The sequence below is a fragment of the Streptomyces sp. NPDC030021 genome (assembly GCF_055574035.1).
The window spans coordinates 70,176-84,512 of the sequence record NZ_JBVIAH010000012.1; the positions used below are offsets into that span (position 1 = coordinate 70,176).

General features: G+C 74.7%; 14 protein-coding genes. 7 read left to right on the forward strand and 7 right to left on the reverse strand.

All coding sequences use genetic code 11. The features are described 5' to 3' along the window. Positions 1–125 precede the first annotated feature (125 nt). The 3 genes from ACZ4YL_RS23525 to ACZ4YL_RS23535 form a co-directional block, all read right to left on the reverse strand. Complete coding sequence (locus ACZ4YL_RS23525; protein ID WP_468119057.1) at positions 126–2,783, reverse strand: DUF7824 domain-containing protein; 2,658 nt, start codon at positions 2,781–2,783, stop codon at positions 126–128. Then, positions 2,780–4,207, reverse strand: coding sequence for an SWIM zinc finger family protein (locus ACZ4YL_RS23530; protein ID WP_468119059.1), 1,428 nt, complete (start codon positions 4,205–4,207; stop codon positions 2,780–2,782). The genes ACZ4YL_RS23525 and ACZ4YL_RS23530 overlap by 4 nt, the downstream gene beginning before the upstream one ends. Before the next feature lie 72 nt (positions 4,208–4,279). Then, on the reverse strand, positions 4,280–4,705 hold the full coding sequence (locus tag ACZ4YL_RS23535; RefSeq protein ID WP_468119061.1) for a DUF3224 domain-containing protein: 426 nt from the start codon (positions 4,703–4,705) through the stop codon (positions 4,280–4,282). Between the two features lie 101 nt (positions 4,706–4,806). On the opposite strand from ACZ4YL_RS23535, the gene ACZ4YL_RS23540 reads away from it, so the two are divergent. Beyond that, positions 4,807–5,787 (forward strand): helix-turn-helix transcriptional regulator, encoded by a 981-nt coding sequence (locus ACZ4YL_RS23540; RefSeq protein WP_468119063.1) that lies wholly within the window; start codon positions 4,807–4,809, stop codon positions 5,785–5,787. 78 nt (positions 5,788–5,865) lie between these two features. Beyond that, the gene (locus tag ACZ4YL_RS23545) at positions 5,866–6,336 is read left to right on the forward strand and encodes a GNAT family N-acetyltransferase (RefSeq protein ID WP_468119064.1); all 471 of its coding nucleotides are present in this window, start codon (positions 5,866–5,868) and stop codon (positions 6,334–6,336) included. Here ACZ4YL_RS23545 and ACZ4YL_RS23550 read toward each other — a convergent pair. Next, complete coding sequence (locus ACZ4YL_RS23550) at positions 6,323–6,796, reverse strand: hypothetical protein (protein WP_468119066.1); 474 nt, start codon at positions 6,794–6,796, stop codon at positions 6,323–6,325. The two genes, ACZ4YL_RS23545 and ACZ4YL_RS23550, sit on opposite strands and share 14 nt — an antisense overlap. A gap of 97 nt (positions 6,797–6,893) precedes the next feature. On the opposite strand from ACZ4YL_RS23550, the gene ACZ4YL_RS23555 reads away from it, so the two are divergent. After that, the gene (locus tag ACZ4YL_RS23555) at positions 6,894–7,190 is read left to right on the forward strand and encodes a hypothetical protein (RefSeq protein WP_468119067.1); all 297 of its coding nucleotides are present in this window, start codon (positions 6,894–6,896) and stop codon (positions 7,188–7,190) included. Positions 7,191–7,224: 34 nt separating this feature from the next. Here ACZ4YL_RS23555 and ACZ4YL_RS23560 read toward each other — a convergent pair whose 3' ends face one another. Next, positions 7,225–8,067, reverse strand: coding sequence for a MerR family transcriptional regulator (locus ACZ4YL_RS23560; RefSeq protein ID WP_468119069.1), 843 nt, complete (start codon positions 8,065–8,067; stop codon positions 7,225–7,227). Between the two features lie 68 nt (positions 8,068–8,135). Continuing rightward, positions 8,136–8,582, reverse strand: coding sequence for a hypothetical protein (locus ACZ4YL_RS23565; protein WP_468119070.1), 447 nt, complete (start codon positions 8,580–8,582; stop codon positions 8,136–8,138). Between the two features lie 190 nt (positions 8,583–8,772). Between ACZ4YL_RS23565 and ACZ4YL_RS23570 the strand changes: the two genes are divergently transcribed. Then, positions 8,773–10,080, forward strand: a complete 1,308-nt coding sequence (locus ACZ4YL_RS23570; RefSeq protein ID WP_468119072.1) for an MFS transporter — start codon at positions 8,773–8,775, stop codon at positions 10,078–10,080. A 383-nt stretch (positions 10,081–10,463) separates the two neighbouring features. Then, positions 10,464–11,222 carry a peptidoglycan-binding domain-containing protein gene (locus ACZ4YL_RS23575; RefSeq protein ID WP_468119074.1) on the forward strand — a complete coding sequence of 253 codons (759 nt, stop codon included), beginning with the start codon at positions 10,464–10,466 and terminating at the stop codon, positions 11,220–11,222. Between the two features lie 19 nt (positions 11,223–11,241). On the opposite strand, the gene ACZ4YL_RS23580 is transcribed toward ACZ4YL_RS23575, so the two are convergent. Continuing rightward, positions 11,242–11,985: an SDR family NAD(P)-dependent oxidoreductase gene (locus tag ACZ4YL_RS23580; protein WP_468119075.1), complete on the reverse strand. Its 744-nt coding sequence runs from the start codon at positions 11,983–11,985 to the stop codon at positions 11,242–11,244. Positions 11,986–12,180: 195 nt separating this feature from the next. On the opposite strand from ACZ4YL_RS23580, the gene ACZ4YL_RS23585 reads away from it, so the two are divergent. Beyond that, positions 12,181–13,257: an RNA ligase (ATP) gene (locus ACZ4YL_RS23585; RefSeq protein WP_468119076.1), complete on the forward strand. Its 1,077-nt coding sequence runs from the start codon at positions 12,181–12,183 to the stop codon at positions 13,255–13,257. A gap of 151 nt (positions 13,258–13,408) precedes the next feature. Next, entirely contained in the window at positions 13,409–14,326 is a 918-nt protein-coding gene (locus ACZ4YL_RS23590) for an NADP-dependent oxidoreductase (RefSeq protein WP_468119317.1), read from the forward strand. The last annotated feature ends 11 nt before the right edge of the window (positions 14,327–14,337 follow it).

The window sequence follows — 14,337 nt, forward strand, 5'->3', positions numbered from 1 at the left end:
TGACGCACGTCGAAAGCTGACGTGCGGTCATGATGATGAAACATCAGTCCCGTCATCGCCAAATTGGCCGTATATTTACGGACAGTGAGACAAAATTCAACAATCTTTCCGTTACGGCAACCCGTTCAGTTGCCCGTGGCGGGAGCCTCCTCGTTGCGGCGGAGGGCGTCGCGCAGCCGGGCGGCCTGGGTGACCAGGCGCGACGTGCCGCCCCGCGCGGCGATGACGGCGAGCCCGGCCGGTTCGGGCGCCACCGCCCCGCACTGTTCCACGCATTCGGCGGCCGTCGACAGGAGGTCCCCGGCGCCGCGGGGATCGGCCGCCCCCGTGAGCAGCCCGGGCAGTGCGGACGCCAGCACGGCCCAGGTCGTCGCGTACGCGCCCGTCGCGGCGAGGCTGCGCAGCGAGTCGGCGAGCCGGCTGCGCTTGACCGTGCCCAGAGCGATCAGCTCGGCCAGGTCGAGGCCCAGGCGTACGGCGTCCAGCTCACCCTGGGCGGCGAGCGTCAGGAGCGCGTCCACGGCCCTCAGCCGGTCCTCGGGGTGCCGGGAGCCGAGCCCGGTGGCGACCGCCAGGTGCAGGGCCGGGCCGGCCGGCCCGCCGGCCGCGGCCAGCAGGGGCAGCGCGGTGGCAGCCTCGCGTGCTTCGTGGGCGGCGCCGGCCGTGACGACCGGGAGACACCAGGCGGCCAGGGCCTCCCGGTCCTCGGGCAGGACCGCGATCAGCGACGCGTCGTCGCGGCCGTCCCAGCAGCGGTCGGTCGCCGTGCGGGCCTTCGCCAGCTCGTGGAACCGGTGCGGGAACTCGCGCACCACGGTCGTCCGCTGCGCCGTGTCCATCACGAGGCGCGCGGGCGTTTCGCCGCCCCACCGGTGCTGCACCGCCGGCGCGGTACGGCGGGTGACGGCCACGGGCCGTCCGGCATCGCCGAGCCAGGCGGCCAGCCGGTCGCCGGCGGGCGTGCCGAGGGCGGCGGCCTCGGGGGCGGCGGAGGCGTCGCGGCGGACCCGCAGCAGGGCCTGGGCGAGGTCCGAGGGTGCGGGTTCCTCACCGAGGCGGCCGTACTCGGCCAGGCGGGCGACCAGCACGCGCGGGTCCAGAGAGCCCGTCTCCACGGAGGGCGTGGCGAGGAGGAAGGGCAGCGGCCGGGACGCCATGCGCCGCGCGGCCTCGGCCACGCGCGCATGGGCGGCGGCGCCGATCGCGGTGTGGTGACAGTCGCTGCGCCAGGACGCGAGAGCCGGCTGCGGTGTGCCCGTCGGCGGCGCGTCCAGGACGCATGCGGCCACGTGCTCCAGACCGGGCAGCTGGTGCGTGTAGGAGCGGGACTGCTCGGGGTCGAGCCACCAGCGGTCCGCCAGCGCGGGGCGCAGCGCCTCGGCGAGGGCCGCACGGTCCCGGTACGCGTGCCGTACCAGCCCGTCCAGGGCGCGCTCGAACTCCTCGACGGTGGCGGTGCGCGCGTTGATGACCGCCGCGACGAGTTCCACGGTCTCGGCGACCGTCTCCGGCGCGGGGGCGAGCGGGGCCGGGACCGGGAGCGGGGGCAGGATCTCCTGGTAGGGGCCGGATTCCCCGGCGGGAGCGGCGGCCGCTCCGAGGAGCTCCACCGCCCGGGCCCGGTGGACCTGACTCAACAGGTGTGCCCGCTCGGCGAGTTCGGCGCGCAGTCCGGGATCGTCGGTGAGGTGGGCGGCGACCAGCTTCAGGGCCCGCTCCTGGATGCCGGTGTCCGCGTGCCCGAAGGCCTCGGCGAGTTCCGGCAGCAGCTCGGGAGCGGCGGCCGGGTTGCGGGTGAGTTCCTTGCCGATCAGTACGAGTTGCGAGCGGACCAGCTTCTTCTCGGGGCGGAAGAGGACGGCGGCCGACATCTCGGCGAGCCGGCGGGGGGTCAGGTGACCCGCCGCGGCGAGCCGGGCGAGGGTCTGCTGGGCGCTCCCGGCGACGGCGGAAGGGGCGTCGGCGGCCAGCGCGATCCAGTCGGCGACCCGCTCCCGCTCCTCCTCTGCGGTCGGGCGCAGGGCTTCCAGGATCTCCTGGTAGGGCTTCAACTGGGCGGGCTTGCCACCGCGCAGCAACCGAGCGGTGCACCCGTCCAGCAGGACGGCACGGTCCAGGCACCCCTCGTCGGCCAGGGCGGCCAGCGCGGTCGGCCAGCTGCGGGGGTCGTCCGACTCCCAGCGCGAGCTAAGGACGCCGACCGGTTCGGCGGTCTCGAAGAGCCTCGGGACGAGCGCGGTGAGGTGGGGATCGCGGCGCAGGGCGTCCACGAGAGGCGAACAGGACGGCCCCATGGACGCCGCCCAGCCCTCTACGCAGCCGTCGGTGGTGGGCATCGGACAGCCGGCGAGCCGGACGAGTTCGACGATCAGCGGGTAGTCCTGTTCGACGGTGGCGGACCGGGCCGCCAGCCGGTGGGCGAGGTCGCCGAGCCACTTCGGATCCCGGCCGGACAGTACGTCGAGCAGCGCGGCGGTGGGCGGCCGCGGCCTCCAGCGGCGCAGATCGGCGGCGCCGATCCAGGCGGCCGCGGCCGCCGCCCCGGTGATGCAGCCGGCTCCGGCGACCATCAGGGCCGGGTTCGTCCGGTTGCGGTCCTCCCATCGCTCCCACCGCGAGGAACGCAGTTCGCCGCGCAGCCCCTTCAGCCCGGCGAGCAGCGCCCGGCGCTGTGCGGGTTCGAGCGGCTTCAGGAGACCCGGCAGCTCGGCGGTGCGGCCCGCCCGGACGGCCGCGAGGACGTCCTCGGTGATGTTCTCGGTGGGGTTCTCGGCGGGGTTCATCGTGCAGCTCCGGAAGGGACAGAGGAGAGGGAAGAGGTGGCGGAGGCGGTGGCGGTGGAGGCGGCGGCCCGCAGGGCCATCCGGGTGGCCAGCGCGTGCTTGCAGGGGCCGCGGCGGCCCCGGTGGTCGGCCCACCACTGGCAGGTGCAGCTGAGCGCGCCGCCGGACTCGCGCACCTGGTAGCGGCGTTCACCGGAGGCCACCAGGGCGGTACCGGGCCGGTCCAGGGTGACCGCGCCGGCCGCCAGCAGGGCGCGGGCGGCGACCAGCCGCGGGTTGTGCCGCTCGACGCGGCCGGCGTCGTAGGGGAGTTCGCGGTGGAAGTAGGCGGCTTCGGCGATGTCGTAGCCGACCCGGCCGGCCGTACCGAGGCGGGTCAGGGCCGCCCGTACGCGGTCCACCGGGAGCCCCGACTGGTCCGCCAGATCGGCCGGATCGATGCGCGGCTCCCAGGCGAGGAGTACGGAGATCAGCTCGGCGTCCCCGGCCGCCTCGTCGGTGGCCAGGGCCTCCAGGACGCCGCCCTCGCCGGAGAACCCGCGGGAGGCCTCCGGGGAGAGGGTGAGCGTGAGCCGCATTCCGGGCAGGGTGACTTCCCAGGCGGAGGCGGTGGGTTCCGCCCCGGCCGGCGCGGGACCGTACACGCGCAGGCCCGTGGCATGCCGCAGCACCCGCTGGAAGGCGGCGAGACGCTCGGGGCCCGGCAGGCAGACCGCGCCGGGCACCGGCCGGGTGGTGGGGCGCAGCGTACGGCCGGCGGGCACCACCCACAGGGCGCCGCTCGCGGCGCCGCCGCCCACCGCGGTACGGGGCAGGGAACGGAGGAAGCGCGCCGCCTCGGCAGCGGTCAGTTCGGCCCGCAGGTCGAAGCCGGCGCTGATGTGCTGGGACTCGGCGAAACCGCGCAGCCAGCGCTCCGGCAGCGGAACCTTCTTCTCCACGACGGGCCCGCCGAGCGTCGTCACCGCCATCTCGTCGGGGCCGACCCGCAGGTGCAGCGGGTCGTCCCCGCTCAGCCGGGACAACGCCTCGCGCAGCGGGTTGTTGACGTCGACGTTGGTCGTGCCGTGCCCGGTGTCGGCGCCGCGCAGACCGTCCGGCAGCACGTCGAGCCGGGCGTACACCCCGCAGCACCCCGAGAAGGACTCGAAGCGCAGCCGGTCGCCGTTGCCCGTGACGACCGGGTCGAGCGAGGCGCGCAGGGTGCGCTGGTAGTAGCGCGCCGCGGCCACGTCCGCGACGGCGAGCAGGGCCCGCGCGGCCGCCTGAGGGGCACTCAGGAACCCGGCGAAGAACTGGGGATGGGCGTATGCCCCGGCCGGGGTCAGACCACCCGCCGTCTCCAGGTCGAGGGCCTGACCCGCCCCGGAGGCGGCCAGCGAGGAGGGGCGTGCGTAGGCGAAGGTGTGTGCGGTCCGCGTCATGTCCGAGACGCTAGAGGGACCCACTGACAACGCCGGCGCCACCGGCCGGGGGACCGGTGACGCCCGGGTCCCTCAGCGGGACCGGCTCTCCCCCAAGTCGTAGGTGAAGGTGTACGCGACGGAGGTGTCGCCGTGGTGGTAGGTGAAACCTCCGGAGCCCGTCAGTCCCGCGAGGTCCCCCGTGCCGGAGCCGGGGACCACCTCGAACCGGCAGACCGTGCCGCCGGCGTCGAAGCTGCCGCGCTCCTCCAGTACGAAACTGCCCTTGCGGCCGTCGAGACTGCCGGAGACCAACTCCATCCCGCTGTAGGAGCCGAGGTTCTCCCCGGTGTAGGCGATCGTGTAGTCGCAGGCGGTCTCGGCAGCCGTGATCCCACCGGTGAAGGCGTTGTTGACATGGGCGTGGGCGAGCCGCGGGACGGCGTCCACCGCGCCGACGGGGCTCTCCTCCCAGTTGGCGAAGGTGAAGCGGCCACCGGTCTCTACGGGCGTGGGCATGACGGTCCTCTCGGCGGGCCGGACGGTCTCTCCGCCCGGCGTGCCCCCAGGCTGGCAGCCGTACCTGACACCTTCTGTCAGGTACGGGGGACAATGACGCCATGCGTGCCGACCGGCTTCTCTCCCTGCTCCTGCTGCTGCAGAACCGCGGCCGGATGACCGCACCCGCACTCGCGGCCGAGCTGGAGGTGTCGGTGCGCACGATCCACCGCGACATCGACGCCCTCGGCGCCTCGGGCGTCCCCGTCCTCGCCGACCGCGGCCCCGCCGGCGGCTACCGGCTGGCCGACGGCTACCGCACACGCCTCACCGGCCTCACCGACACCCAGGCCGGCTCCCTCTTCCTGGCCGGCGCCCCGGGACCCGCACAGGAGCTCGGCCTCGGCGCCGATCTGGCCGCCGCCCAGCTCAAACTCCAGGCCGCGTTGCCGGCCGCACTCGCCGAACGGGCCCGCCGGATCCAGGACCGCTTCCACCTCGACGCGCCCGCCTGGTTCCGGGAGGCCGACCCCGTCCCGCACCTCGCGCAGATCGCCCAGGCCGTCTGGGACCAGCACGTGCTGCGCACCCACTACCGCCGCTGGCGCGGCGAGGTACGGCGCGAGCTGCATCCGCTCGGCCTGGTCCTCAAGAGCGGCATCTGGTACCTCGTCGCCGATGTAGCCGATGTAGCCGATGCCGACGGAGCCGTACGGACCTACCGGGTCTCCCGGTTCCTGACGGTGGACACCGCGGCGGAGCGCTTCGAACGGCCCGCCGGATTCCAACTCGCCCCGTACTGGCAGGAGTCCACCAGCCGCCTGGACTCCGTACTCCACCAGCAGACCGCCGACGTACGGCTGTCCCCGCACGGACAGCGGCTGCTGCCGATGCAGTTCGGGGCGGCGGGCACCAGGGCGCTCGCCGATGCCGGCCCGGCCGACGCGGACGGCTGGGTCCGGCTGCGCATCGCCGTCGAGTCCCAGGCCGTCGCCGTCGGCGACCTGCTGCGCCTGGGCACGGAGGCCGAGGTGCTCGGCCCGCCCGAACTGCGCCGCGCCCTCGCCGAGACGGTGACCGCGCTGGCCGGACGCTACGCCTGACGTGGGACCGGGCCCGCCCCCCGCACCTCGTAGGGTGGGGGCCGTCAAGATCGGACACCGGGGAGAGGGAGAGCGCACATGAAGATCGAGCTGCGCGAGACGATCGACGACGACCTGTCCGTCTTCTGGGAGCAGCTGACGCACCCGGGCCTCCAGCAGATGGCGGCGATCACCAGGAAGTACCACTACGACCGGGGCCACTTCGACACGCACTGGGCCAAGGTGCGCAACGACCCCGCCGTGATCCTGCGTACCGTGCTGGCCGACCGGGTCGTGGTCGGTCACGCCGCCGTGTTCGGGCCGGCCGAGGAGCGCGAGGTGACGTACGTGATCGGCCCCGAGCACTGGGGACGGGGCATCGCCACCCGGGCGCTGACCGAGCTGATCCGGCTGGAGGACACCCGCCCCCTGCACGCCGGGGCGGTCGCCGACAACGCGGGCTCGATCCGGGTGCTGGAGAAGTGCGGGTTCACCGTCACCGGCCGCACCCGCGACTTCGCCGAGGCCCGCGGCCACGAGGTGGACGTCGTCCTGCTCACCCTCGGCTGAGCGGGCGCCCGCCCGGGGGCTCCACCTCCAGGAAGCGGCGCCGGCGAGGTCCCCGGTACAGCAGACACACCCAGCCCAGCCGTTCCAGCACGGCCGCGCAGGCCGTCAGCCGCTCCTGCTCCTCACCGGCCGCTCCGCCGCCCGCCGGGCCCAGCCAGCTCACCTCCGCCCGCCCGGGCTCCGCACCGGCCGCCACGCGGTACCCCGTCCGCGTCCGCCGCCCCTGCGCGTCCAGTGCCGACGGCACGATCCCCGCCGCCTCCAGTACGAGGGCCACCGCGCGCGGCAGCTGCCGTACCTCCCACGGCGCGGGAACCGCCGCGCCCGCCGGGCCGTTCACCAGACGGCGGATCTGCAGCAGCCCCTCGTACGCGGTGCGCAGCTCCGCCTGGCGTCCGCCGGGCGTGGCCTCCGGGCCGTCGCCGGTCGCGGGCTCGAAACCCTGCCCGGGTACCGCCATCACCCACCACCCGTCCCGCCCGTCTGAGTACCTCACACCCAACGGCCTGAGTATCCACCCCGATTCCCCGACGGCGCGCCGCTGGTCGAATGGGGACATGACTTCAGACGCCCCGAGCGACCGGGCCGCCCGCCCGCGCATGCAGCACGTGACCACCGCCGGCTCGGCCCTGGCCGTGGCCCTGGTCCCGCTCGTGGTCGGCGTCCTGTTCGCCAAGGCGATGGCCGCCGACCCGATGACCCCGGTCAACGCCCTGATCGCGGGCGGCGGCCAGCGGGCCGCGCTGCCCCGGGGCGAGTGGAAGCGGCGCGGCCACACCACCGTGCGCAGGCTGCGCACGGTCCGGCGGGACACGGCCCGGCGGTGCGCCCGCGCCTGCGGACGCCGCCCCTGAGGAGCCAAGGCTCCCCAGGGGTGTGGTGGGGGTGTCAGGACGTGGCGGCCAGGGGCTCCTGGAGTTCGGTGACCCACTGGTCCCGGTCCTCCGGGCAGGCCAGGGTCAGCTCGCGTGCGTACCCGGCCGAGCGGTGCCCGTGCGCGTCGATCCACCGCGCCAGGGCCTGCGCCGTCGGCAGCACGCCGTCCATCGAGCCGCGGTGCACCACGGTCGCGGCCCGCTCCACCGCCGGCAGCGTGACGATCCGCACCCCACCCCCGAGGTCCTCGGCACGGACCGAAGCCGCCACCGGCAGTCCGGCGTGGACGAGGACCGCCGCCGAGGAGCCCGTCCCGGGTGCGTCCTCGTAGTAGGCGGTACCGGGGCCGGTCGGGACGACCCCGGCCTCCTCGATCCGGCGGCACAGCTCGTCGTAGAGCGGCCCGATGACCGGGCCGATGTCCTGCGGTTCGTAACTCCCGGCCGTGCCGGTCAGCTCGGCGAGCCGGACGGGCGGAAGGCTCTTCACGACGATGTCGTCGGCAGGCATGGTTCCCTCGTTCTCGATGGTCCGGAGCCTCGCCTCGACCTGGACCAGCCGGGCCGCCGCGGCGGCCATGGCGGTCTCCAGCTCGGCCTGCCGCAGCCGCAGCATGCCGCGCAGCTCCTCCGGACCCACCCGCTCGCCGAGGATCGTCCCCACCTGGTCGAGGGAGAAGCCGAGTTCCTTGAGCGCGATGATCCGGTTGAGGCGGGCGAGCTGCCCGGCCTCGTAGAAGCGGTAGCCGGTGAAGGGGTCGACACGTGCCGGGCGCAGCAGTCCGAGGGCGTCGTAGTGACGCAGCATGCGGACCGACACCCGCCCGTGCTTGGCGAAGTCTCCGATGGTGAACATGACGCTCTCCACTACAAGGTCTGACACAGGGGGAGGGTCAAGCGTCGCACCGGGGACGGATGCGCCGGTCAGCGGCCGTACTGCCGCAGACACAGGTCGACGACGGACGGCGGTACCGCGCCCTCCGCGGCCGCGCACAGCTGGTCCAGGCGGGGCGGCGGGGCCGGCCGCCGCCGCGGATGGGCCGTCGCCGGTCCGGGCACCCGCTTGCGCCGGGGCGGCGGCGGCGCCTGCGCGGCCCGCCCGCGCGAGGGCTGCGGCTCCGGGGCCGCCTTCGGGGCCGGCCTCGGGTCCGCGCCCGCGTGCGGGTCCTGGGCCGTGTCCGGAGCGGGCGGGGCGGCCGCGGGCAGGGCACCCAGCGGCAGGGCCAGGGGCGTCGGGACCTCGGGCGCCTCGGCCGGCGGTACGGATCCCCGTACGGGAGCCGGAGCCGGATCCCGCGGCCCGACGGAGACACAGCCGGTGCTGGCGAGGAGCACGACGAGGGAGAGGGGCACGGCCCGGCGTAACTGCATCCGACCACCTTGCCGTACGGCCGGGCCGGCCGGGCTCCCCTCTCACGCGTGCGGGTGACACCGGCCCGGCGGGAATGGCCGGGGCGTGTGGGAAATTGGAACGGCAGTACGGGTGAAGGGGGAGGCGCGACCCCCGGCTCCCCGTGCCGCCGTGTCCTGCCCGCCGATCGTCCGTACGGAGTACCGATCCATGACCTCAGCTGCCGCGCCCGGCAACGATCCCGCGCCGCCCCCCGCGTCCGGCCCGCCCAGGGCGCCCGAGTCCATAGCCGCATCGGGAGCCGGACCCACATCGGGAGCCGGACCGGCACCGGGAGCCGGACCCGCACCGGGGAGCGGTGCCGCTCCGTGGAAGGGCTGGGCGGCCGTCTGCGCCGTCTCGCTCGGCATCTTCTGCCTGATCACCTCCGAGCTGTTGCCCGTCGGGCTGCTCACCCCCGTCGGGGCCGACCTCGGCGTGTCCGACGGGACCGCCGGCCTGATGGTCACCGCGCCCGGGCTGGTCGCCGGATTCTGCGCGCCACTGGTCACCGTCGGTGCCGGGCGGCTCGACCGGCGGCTCGTGCTGTGCGTGCTCATCGCCCTGATGGTCGCCGCCAACCTCGCCGCCGCCCTCGCCCCGGACTTCGCCGTCGTACTGGCGGCCCGCCTGCTCGTCGGCGTCAGCGTCGGAGGATTCTGGGCCATCGCCGGCGGACTCGCCGTACGTCTCGTCCCCGAGCACCAGGTCGGCCGGGCCACCGCGCTCGTCTTCAGCGGTGTCCCCACCGCCTCCGTGCTCGGCGTCCCCGCCGGCACCCTGCTCGGTGAACTCGGCGGCTGGCGCACCGCCTTCGCGGCGGTCGGCGCCCTCGGCCTCGTCACGCTGACCGCCCTGCTCGTGCTGCTGCCCCCGCTGCCGGCGACCCGGCACATCACCTTTCCCGAACTCCCCGCCCTGCTCCGGGAGAACCGCGCCGTGCGCGCCGGGGTCATCGTCACCTTCCTCGTGGTGACCGGGCAGTTCGCCGCCTACACGTTCGTACGGCCGATCCTGCAGGAGGTCTCCGGCGTCGGAGCCGAGTACATCAGCACCCTGCTGCTCGGCTACGGCGTCGCCGGTGTCGCGGGGAACTTCCTGGCGGGGGCTCGCGACGCGTACCGGACCCTGCTCGTGGTCAGCGCCTCCCTCACCGTCATCCTCGCGCTGATCGCGGTCCTGCCGGGACCGGCCGTCGGCACCGCGCTGCTGCTGGCCTGGGGACTCGCGTACGGAGGGGTCTCGGTGAGCGTGCAGGGCTGGATGATCAAGGCAGCCCCGGAAGCGCCCGAGTCCGCGTCCTCGCTGATGGTGGCCATGTTCAACTTCGCCATAGCAGCGGGCGCCCTCTGCGGTGGTCTCGCGGTCGACGGCATCTCCGCACCCGCCGCCCCGCTCGGCGGGGCCGCCCTGATGCTCGCGGCCGCCGCCACGGTGTGGGTCCCGGCGGTCCGCCGCACCTCCCGCACCCTCGGCTGATGGCGGGGCGCGGCCGGAGCGGTCCTGCCCGACAGATCGGATGGACGGGGGCGGATCGGACACCCGGCTTGACCCGGCCCCCGCCGGAGGGCAAGAGTGCGCCGATCAAGAATCACAGCTTGAGCCGCACTTCGGAGATACGCCAGATGCCCATATCCGTTCGCCCGCCGATCGACCCGGCCGAAACCGGCGGCTCTCCGGCACACCGCGCACCTGGCGCACACAGCGCACCCGGCACATTCACTGCACTCGGCACGCCCGGCGCTCCCACTGCCGCCGGTACGGCCTCCGCTCCCGCCGCCCGGCGGCACGGAGCCTGACGGACCGGGTGGGGGCCGGCACCGCACCGCCGCGCCGGCCCCCGTCCCCGCCGGGAGACCACCATGCGCCAGGACCCTGATGAGAGCGGGATCGTCCCCGACGACCACCTGCTCGTACGCCCCTACGTCGCCCCCTCGGGCCCACCGCCCCGGTCGACCGCCCCCGCCTGGCCGCAGACCGGCCCCCTCGCCTTCCCCGGCCCGGCGCACGTCCGGGAACCCGGCGTTCCCGCCGCCGTTCCCGCTTCGGTCTCCGCTCCCGTACCGGCTGCAGGCCGGGGCGCCGCCCGTGCTCACCGCAGCCGGCTTCCGTTCGCCGTCCTGACCCTGCTGGCGCTCGCCGCGGTGGGTGCCCTGGTGCTCCTGCTGGGCGGCCCCGACCCGCAGCCGCCCCGGGCCGGGGCGCCCGCCGAGCTGTCCGTACCGGTGCTCCCGGCGCACGGCCCGGGCTCGGGCGCCGAGGCCGACGCCCCCGGGCCGACCCGGTCCGCACCGTCCCCGTCCGCCTCTGCCTCCGCCCAGCCCTCTCCCTCCCGGGAGCCGGGCGCGTCCGCGAGTCAGGGTCCGAAACCGCCGTCCTCGCCCGGCGCTGCGGTCCCGAGCCCGCCGGGCTCGTCCGGGACGCTGCGGATGGGCGACAGCGGCCCCGAGGTGCGCGCCCTGCAGGAGCTGCTCCGCGGGCAGGGGTTCACGTACGTCTCCGTCACCGGGGTCTACGACAACCAGACCAAGCGCGGCGTCGGCCAGCTGCAGCGTGACCGCTCCGTCAAGGGCGACCCGCCGGGCGTCTACGGCCCGGCCACCCAGGCGGCGATGCGCTGACCGCCGCGGACCGCGCGGATCAGCGGCCGCCGGAGACCCGCAGCACGGTGCCCGTCGTGTACGAGGCGTCCGCGGAGAGCAGCCAGGCGACCGCCCCGGCGATCTCGTCGGGCCGTCCGGGCCGGCCGAGCGGGATCCCGGCCGCGGCCTTCGCCGGACGGTCGGGATCGCCCATCGCCGCGTGCATGTCGGTCTCGATGATGCCCGGCGCCACGGCGTTGACCCGGATCCCGTCCGGGCCGAGCTCCTTGGCGAGCCCCACGGTGAGCGCGTCGACGGCCGCCTTGGTCGCCGCGTAGTGGACGTACTCCCCGGGGCTGCCGAGGGTGGCGGCCGTGGAGGAGACGTTCACGATGGCCCCGCCGTCGGCCTCCGCCATGTCCCGGGCGGCCCGGCGGCAGCAGAGCAGGTAGCCGAGGAGGTTCACCTCCACGACCCGCCGCAGGTCCTCGGTGCGGGCATCGGCGAGCCGGCCCAGCGGGCCGGTCACCCCGGCGTTGTTCACCAGCCCCGTCACCCTGCCGAGTTCGGCGCCGGCGATGTCGAAGAGCCGCTCGACGGCGCACTCCTCGGAGATGTCACCGCGCACGGTCACACAGCGGGCCCCGGCGGCCCGTACCCGCTCGGCGACGGCCGCGGCCGCCGCCGTGTCGCGGGTGTAACCGAGCACCAGATCATGCCCGTCGGTGGCCAGCCGCAGACAGGTCGCGGCACCGATGCCCCTGCTGCCGCCGGTGACGACGGTGACCGGACGAGCTGACATGGGAGCCTCCTGTGGGACATGGAACGTGGAACGCGGAACGTGGGAGAAAGGCGCCGGGGCGCCCGGGCGGGGCCCGCAGGCTAACACCGTGATATTCGCTGGACCAGCGGAAATGGCGGGAAGCAGAGTGGTCTTCACCGACGCGCCGCACCACCGGGCGTCGTCCGTGTCCCTGACCACTGTTGGAGCCGTCCCATGTCGACCCTGCGCGTCACCGCCGAAGAACTGACCGTCCATGAGCACCCGAACGCCGATGCGCTGGAACTGGCCCAGGTGGGCCTCTACCGCGCCGTGATCGCCAAGGGCGCCTACCGTACGGGCGAGTTCGCGGTCTACATCCCCGAACAGGCCGTGCTCCCGGCGGATCTGATCGAGGAGCTCGGCCTCACCGGGCGGCTCGCCGGCGGCTCCGCCGACCGGGTCAAGGCGGTCCGGCTCCGCGGCGAACTCTCGCAAGGGCTGGTGTGCAGGCCGCGCGCGCTCGCGGACGTGGACCTGGCCCGGGCCGCCGAGGAGGGGACGGACTTCGCGGAGCTGCTCGGCATCACCAAATGGGCCCCGCCCATACCCACGACCATGAGCGGTGACGTCGAAGCCGCCGCCGACCTGATGCCGTGGGTCGACATCGAGAACCTCCAGCGCTACCCGCACATCTTCGAGCCCGGCGAGCCGGTCGTCCTCACCGAGAAACTGCACGGCACCGCCTGCCTGTTCACGTACGTGGCCGAGGGCGAGCGGTCCTTCGTCTCCTCCAAGGGGTTCGGCTCGAAGGGGCTGGCGCTCAAGGAGGACGAGCGCAACCTCTACTGGCGGGCCGTACACGGGCACGACGTGGCGGCCGTCGCGGCGGCCCTGGCCGACCGCCTCGGGGCGACCCGGGTCGGGATCTTCGGCGAGGTGTACGGCAAGGGCGTCCAGGACCTCTCGTACGGGACCGACGTCCGCACCGCCGACACGCCACCCGGATACGCCGTCTTCGACGTCTCCGCGGAGATCGACGGGCAGACACGCTGGCTGGACCCGGCCGCCGTGCTGACGGACGGTGAGCTTCCGCTGGTACCGCGGCTGTACGAGGGTCCGTACGACCTCGACAAGGTGCTGGAGCTGGCGAGCGGCCGCGAGACCGTGTCCGGGAAGGCCGCGCACCTGCGCGAGGGCGTCGTCATCCGGCCGTCGGCGGAACGGTACAGCCCGGTCGTGGGCGGCCGCGCCATCGCCAAGGCGGTCAGCCCGGCGTACCTGACCCGCAAGGGCGGCACCGAGTACGAGTGAGCCCCCCTCGCGCCATGCCGCGCCGCGCCGCGCCCGCCCCGCTTCGTGGGGCGGGCGCTTCGTGCATGGTGGGATGGGCCGGGGGCGGGTTCCACCAGCACACGGAGAGGTCGGGTACATGTCCCAGTCGGGCGGCAGCAGCCAGGAAAGCATGCGGGCGATGGCGTACGAGACGTACGGCGGGACGGAGGTGCTCTCCGAGACCCGGCTGCCGGTGCCCAAGGTCGGACCCGGTGAGGTCCTCGTCAGGGTCAGGTGCGCCTCCGTGAACCCCGTCGACTGGAAGATCATGGCGGGCGGGCTGGACGCCCTGATGGACGTCGTCTACCCGGTGGTCCCCGGCTGGGACGTGTCCGGCACCGTCGAGCGGGTCGGCATCGACACCCCCGAATACGCCGAGGGCGACGAGGTCATCGCGTACGCCCGCAAGGACTACGTGCACGGCGGGACCTTCGCCGAGTTCGTCACCGTGCCCGTACGCGCCCTCGCGCACAAGCCCGCCTCGCTCGACTGGGCCGAGGCCGCCGGACTCCCCCTCGCCGGGCTCACCGCCTACCAGCTCCTCACCCGCCTCGGCACCGGCAAGGACGACACCGTCCTCATCCACGGCGCGGCGGGCGGGGTCGGCTCCTTCGGCGTGCAGATCGCCCGCGCACTGGGTGCCCGGGTCATCGGCACCGCCTCCCCGCGCAACCACGACCGGGTACGCGAACTCGGCGCCGAACCCATCGAGTACGGGGACGGACTCGCCGCGCGGGTACGGGCCCTCGTACCCGACGGTCCCACGGTCGTCGCGGACTTCGTCGGTGGCGTCGGCGCCGTCACCCGGGAGGTGCTCCACGACGACGGCCGGCACGCCTCCATCGCCGACCCCAGTGTGCTCGGGGCGGGCGGCGAGTGGATGTGGGTCCGGCCGGTCGGCAGCGATCTGGCCGAACTGGGCCGGCTCGCCGACAGCGGAAAGCTGAAGGTGCCGGTCGCCACGACCTTCCCGCTGGGCGAGCTGGCGGCCGCCTTCGAGCTGAGCCAGGGCGGGCACACGGCAGGGAAGATCATCATCGAGATCTGACCCACGTGGCG

What these genes read in the sequence shown, in the direction of transcription:
- ACZ4YL_RS23550 (WP_468119066.1), bottom strand. Translation starts at nt 6,796, where the DNA reads ATGGCGGTACCCGGGCAGGGTTTCGAGCCCGCGACCGGCGACGGCCCG.
- ACZ4YL_RS23535 (WP_468119061.1), bottom strand. Translation starts at nt 4,705, where the DNA reads ATGCCCACGCCCGTAGAGACCGGTGGCCGCTTCACCTTCGCCAACTGG.
- ACZ4YL_RS23540 (WP_468119063.1), top strand. Translation starts at nt 4,807, where the DNA reads ATGCGTGCCGACCGGCTTCTCTCCCTGCTCCTGCTGCTGCAGAACCGC.
- ACZ4YL_RS23570 (WP_468119072.1), top strand. Translation starts at nt 8,773, where the DNA reads ATGACCTCAGCTGCCGCGCCCGGCAACGATCCCGCGCCGCCCCCCGCG.
- ACZ4YL_RS23565 (WP_468119070.1), bottom strand. Translation starts at nt 8,582, where the DNA reads ATGCAGTTACGCCGGGCCGTGCCCCTCTCCCTCGTCGTGCTCCTCGCC.
- ACZ4YL_RS23590 (WP_468119317.1), top strand. Translation starts at nt 13,409, where the DNA reads ATGCGGGCGATGGCGTACGAGACGTACGGCGGGACGGAGGTGCTCTCC.
- ACZ4YL_RS23530 (WP_468119059.1), bottom strand. Translation starts at nt 4,207, where the DNA reads ATGACGCGGACCGCACACACCTTCGCCTACGCACGCCCCTCCTCGCTG.
- ACZ4YL_RS23575 (WP_468119074.1), top strand. Translation starts at nt 10,464, where the DNA reads ATGCGCCAGGACCCTGATGAGAGCGGGATCGTCCCCGACGACCACCTG.
- ACZ4YL_RS23560 (WP_468119069.1), bottom strand. Translation starts at nt 8,067, where the DNA reads ATGTTCACCATCGGAGACTTCGCCAAGCACGGGCGGGTGTCGGTCCGC.
- ACZ4YL_RS23545 (WP_468119064.1), top strand. Translation starts at nt 5,866, where the DNA reads ATGAAGATCGAGCTGCGCGAGACGATCGACGACGACCTGTCCGTCTTC.
- ACZ4YL_RS23585 (WP_468119076.1), top strand. Translation starts at nt 12,181, where the DNA reads ATGTCGACCCTGCGCGTCACCGCCGAAGAACTGACCGTCCATGAGCAC.
- ACZ4YL_RS23580 (WP_468119075.1), bottom strand. Translation starts at nt 11,985, where the DNA reads ATGTCAGCTCGTCCGGTCACCGTCGTCACCGGCGGCAGCAGGGGCATC.
- ACZ4YL_RS23555 (WP_468119067.1), top strand. Translation starts at nt 6,894, where the DNA reads ATGACTTCAGACGCCCCGAGCGACCGGGCCGCCCGCCCGCGCATGCAG.
- ACZ4YL_RS23525 (WP_468119057.1), bottom strand. Translation starts at nt 2,783, where the DNA reads ATGAACCCCGCCGAGAACCCCACCGAGAACATCACCGAGGACGTCCTC.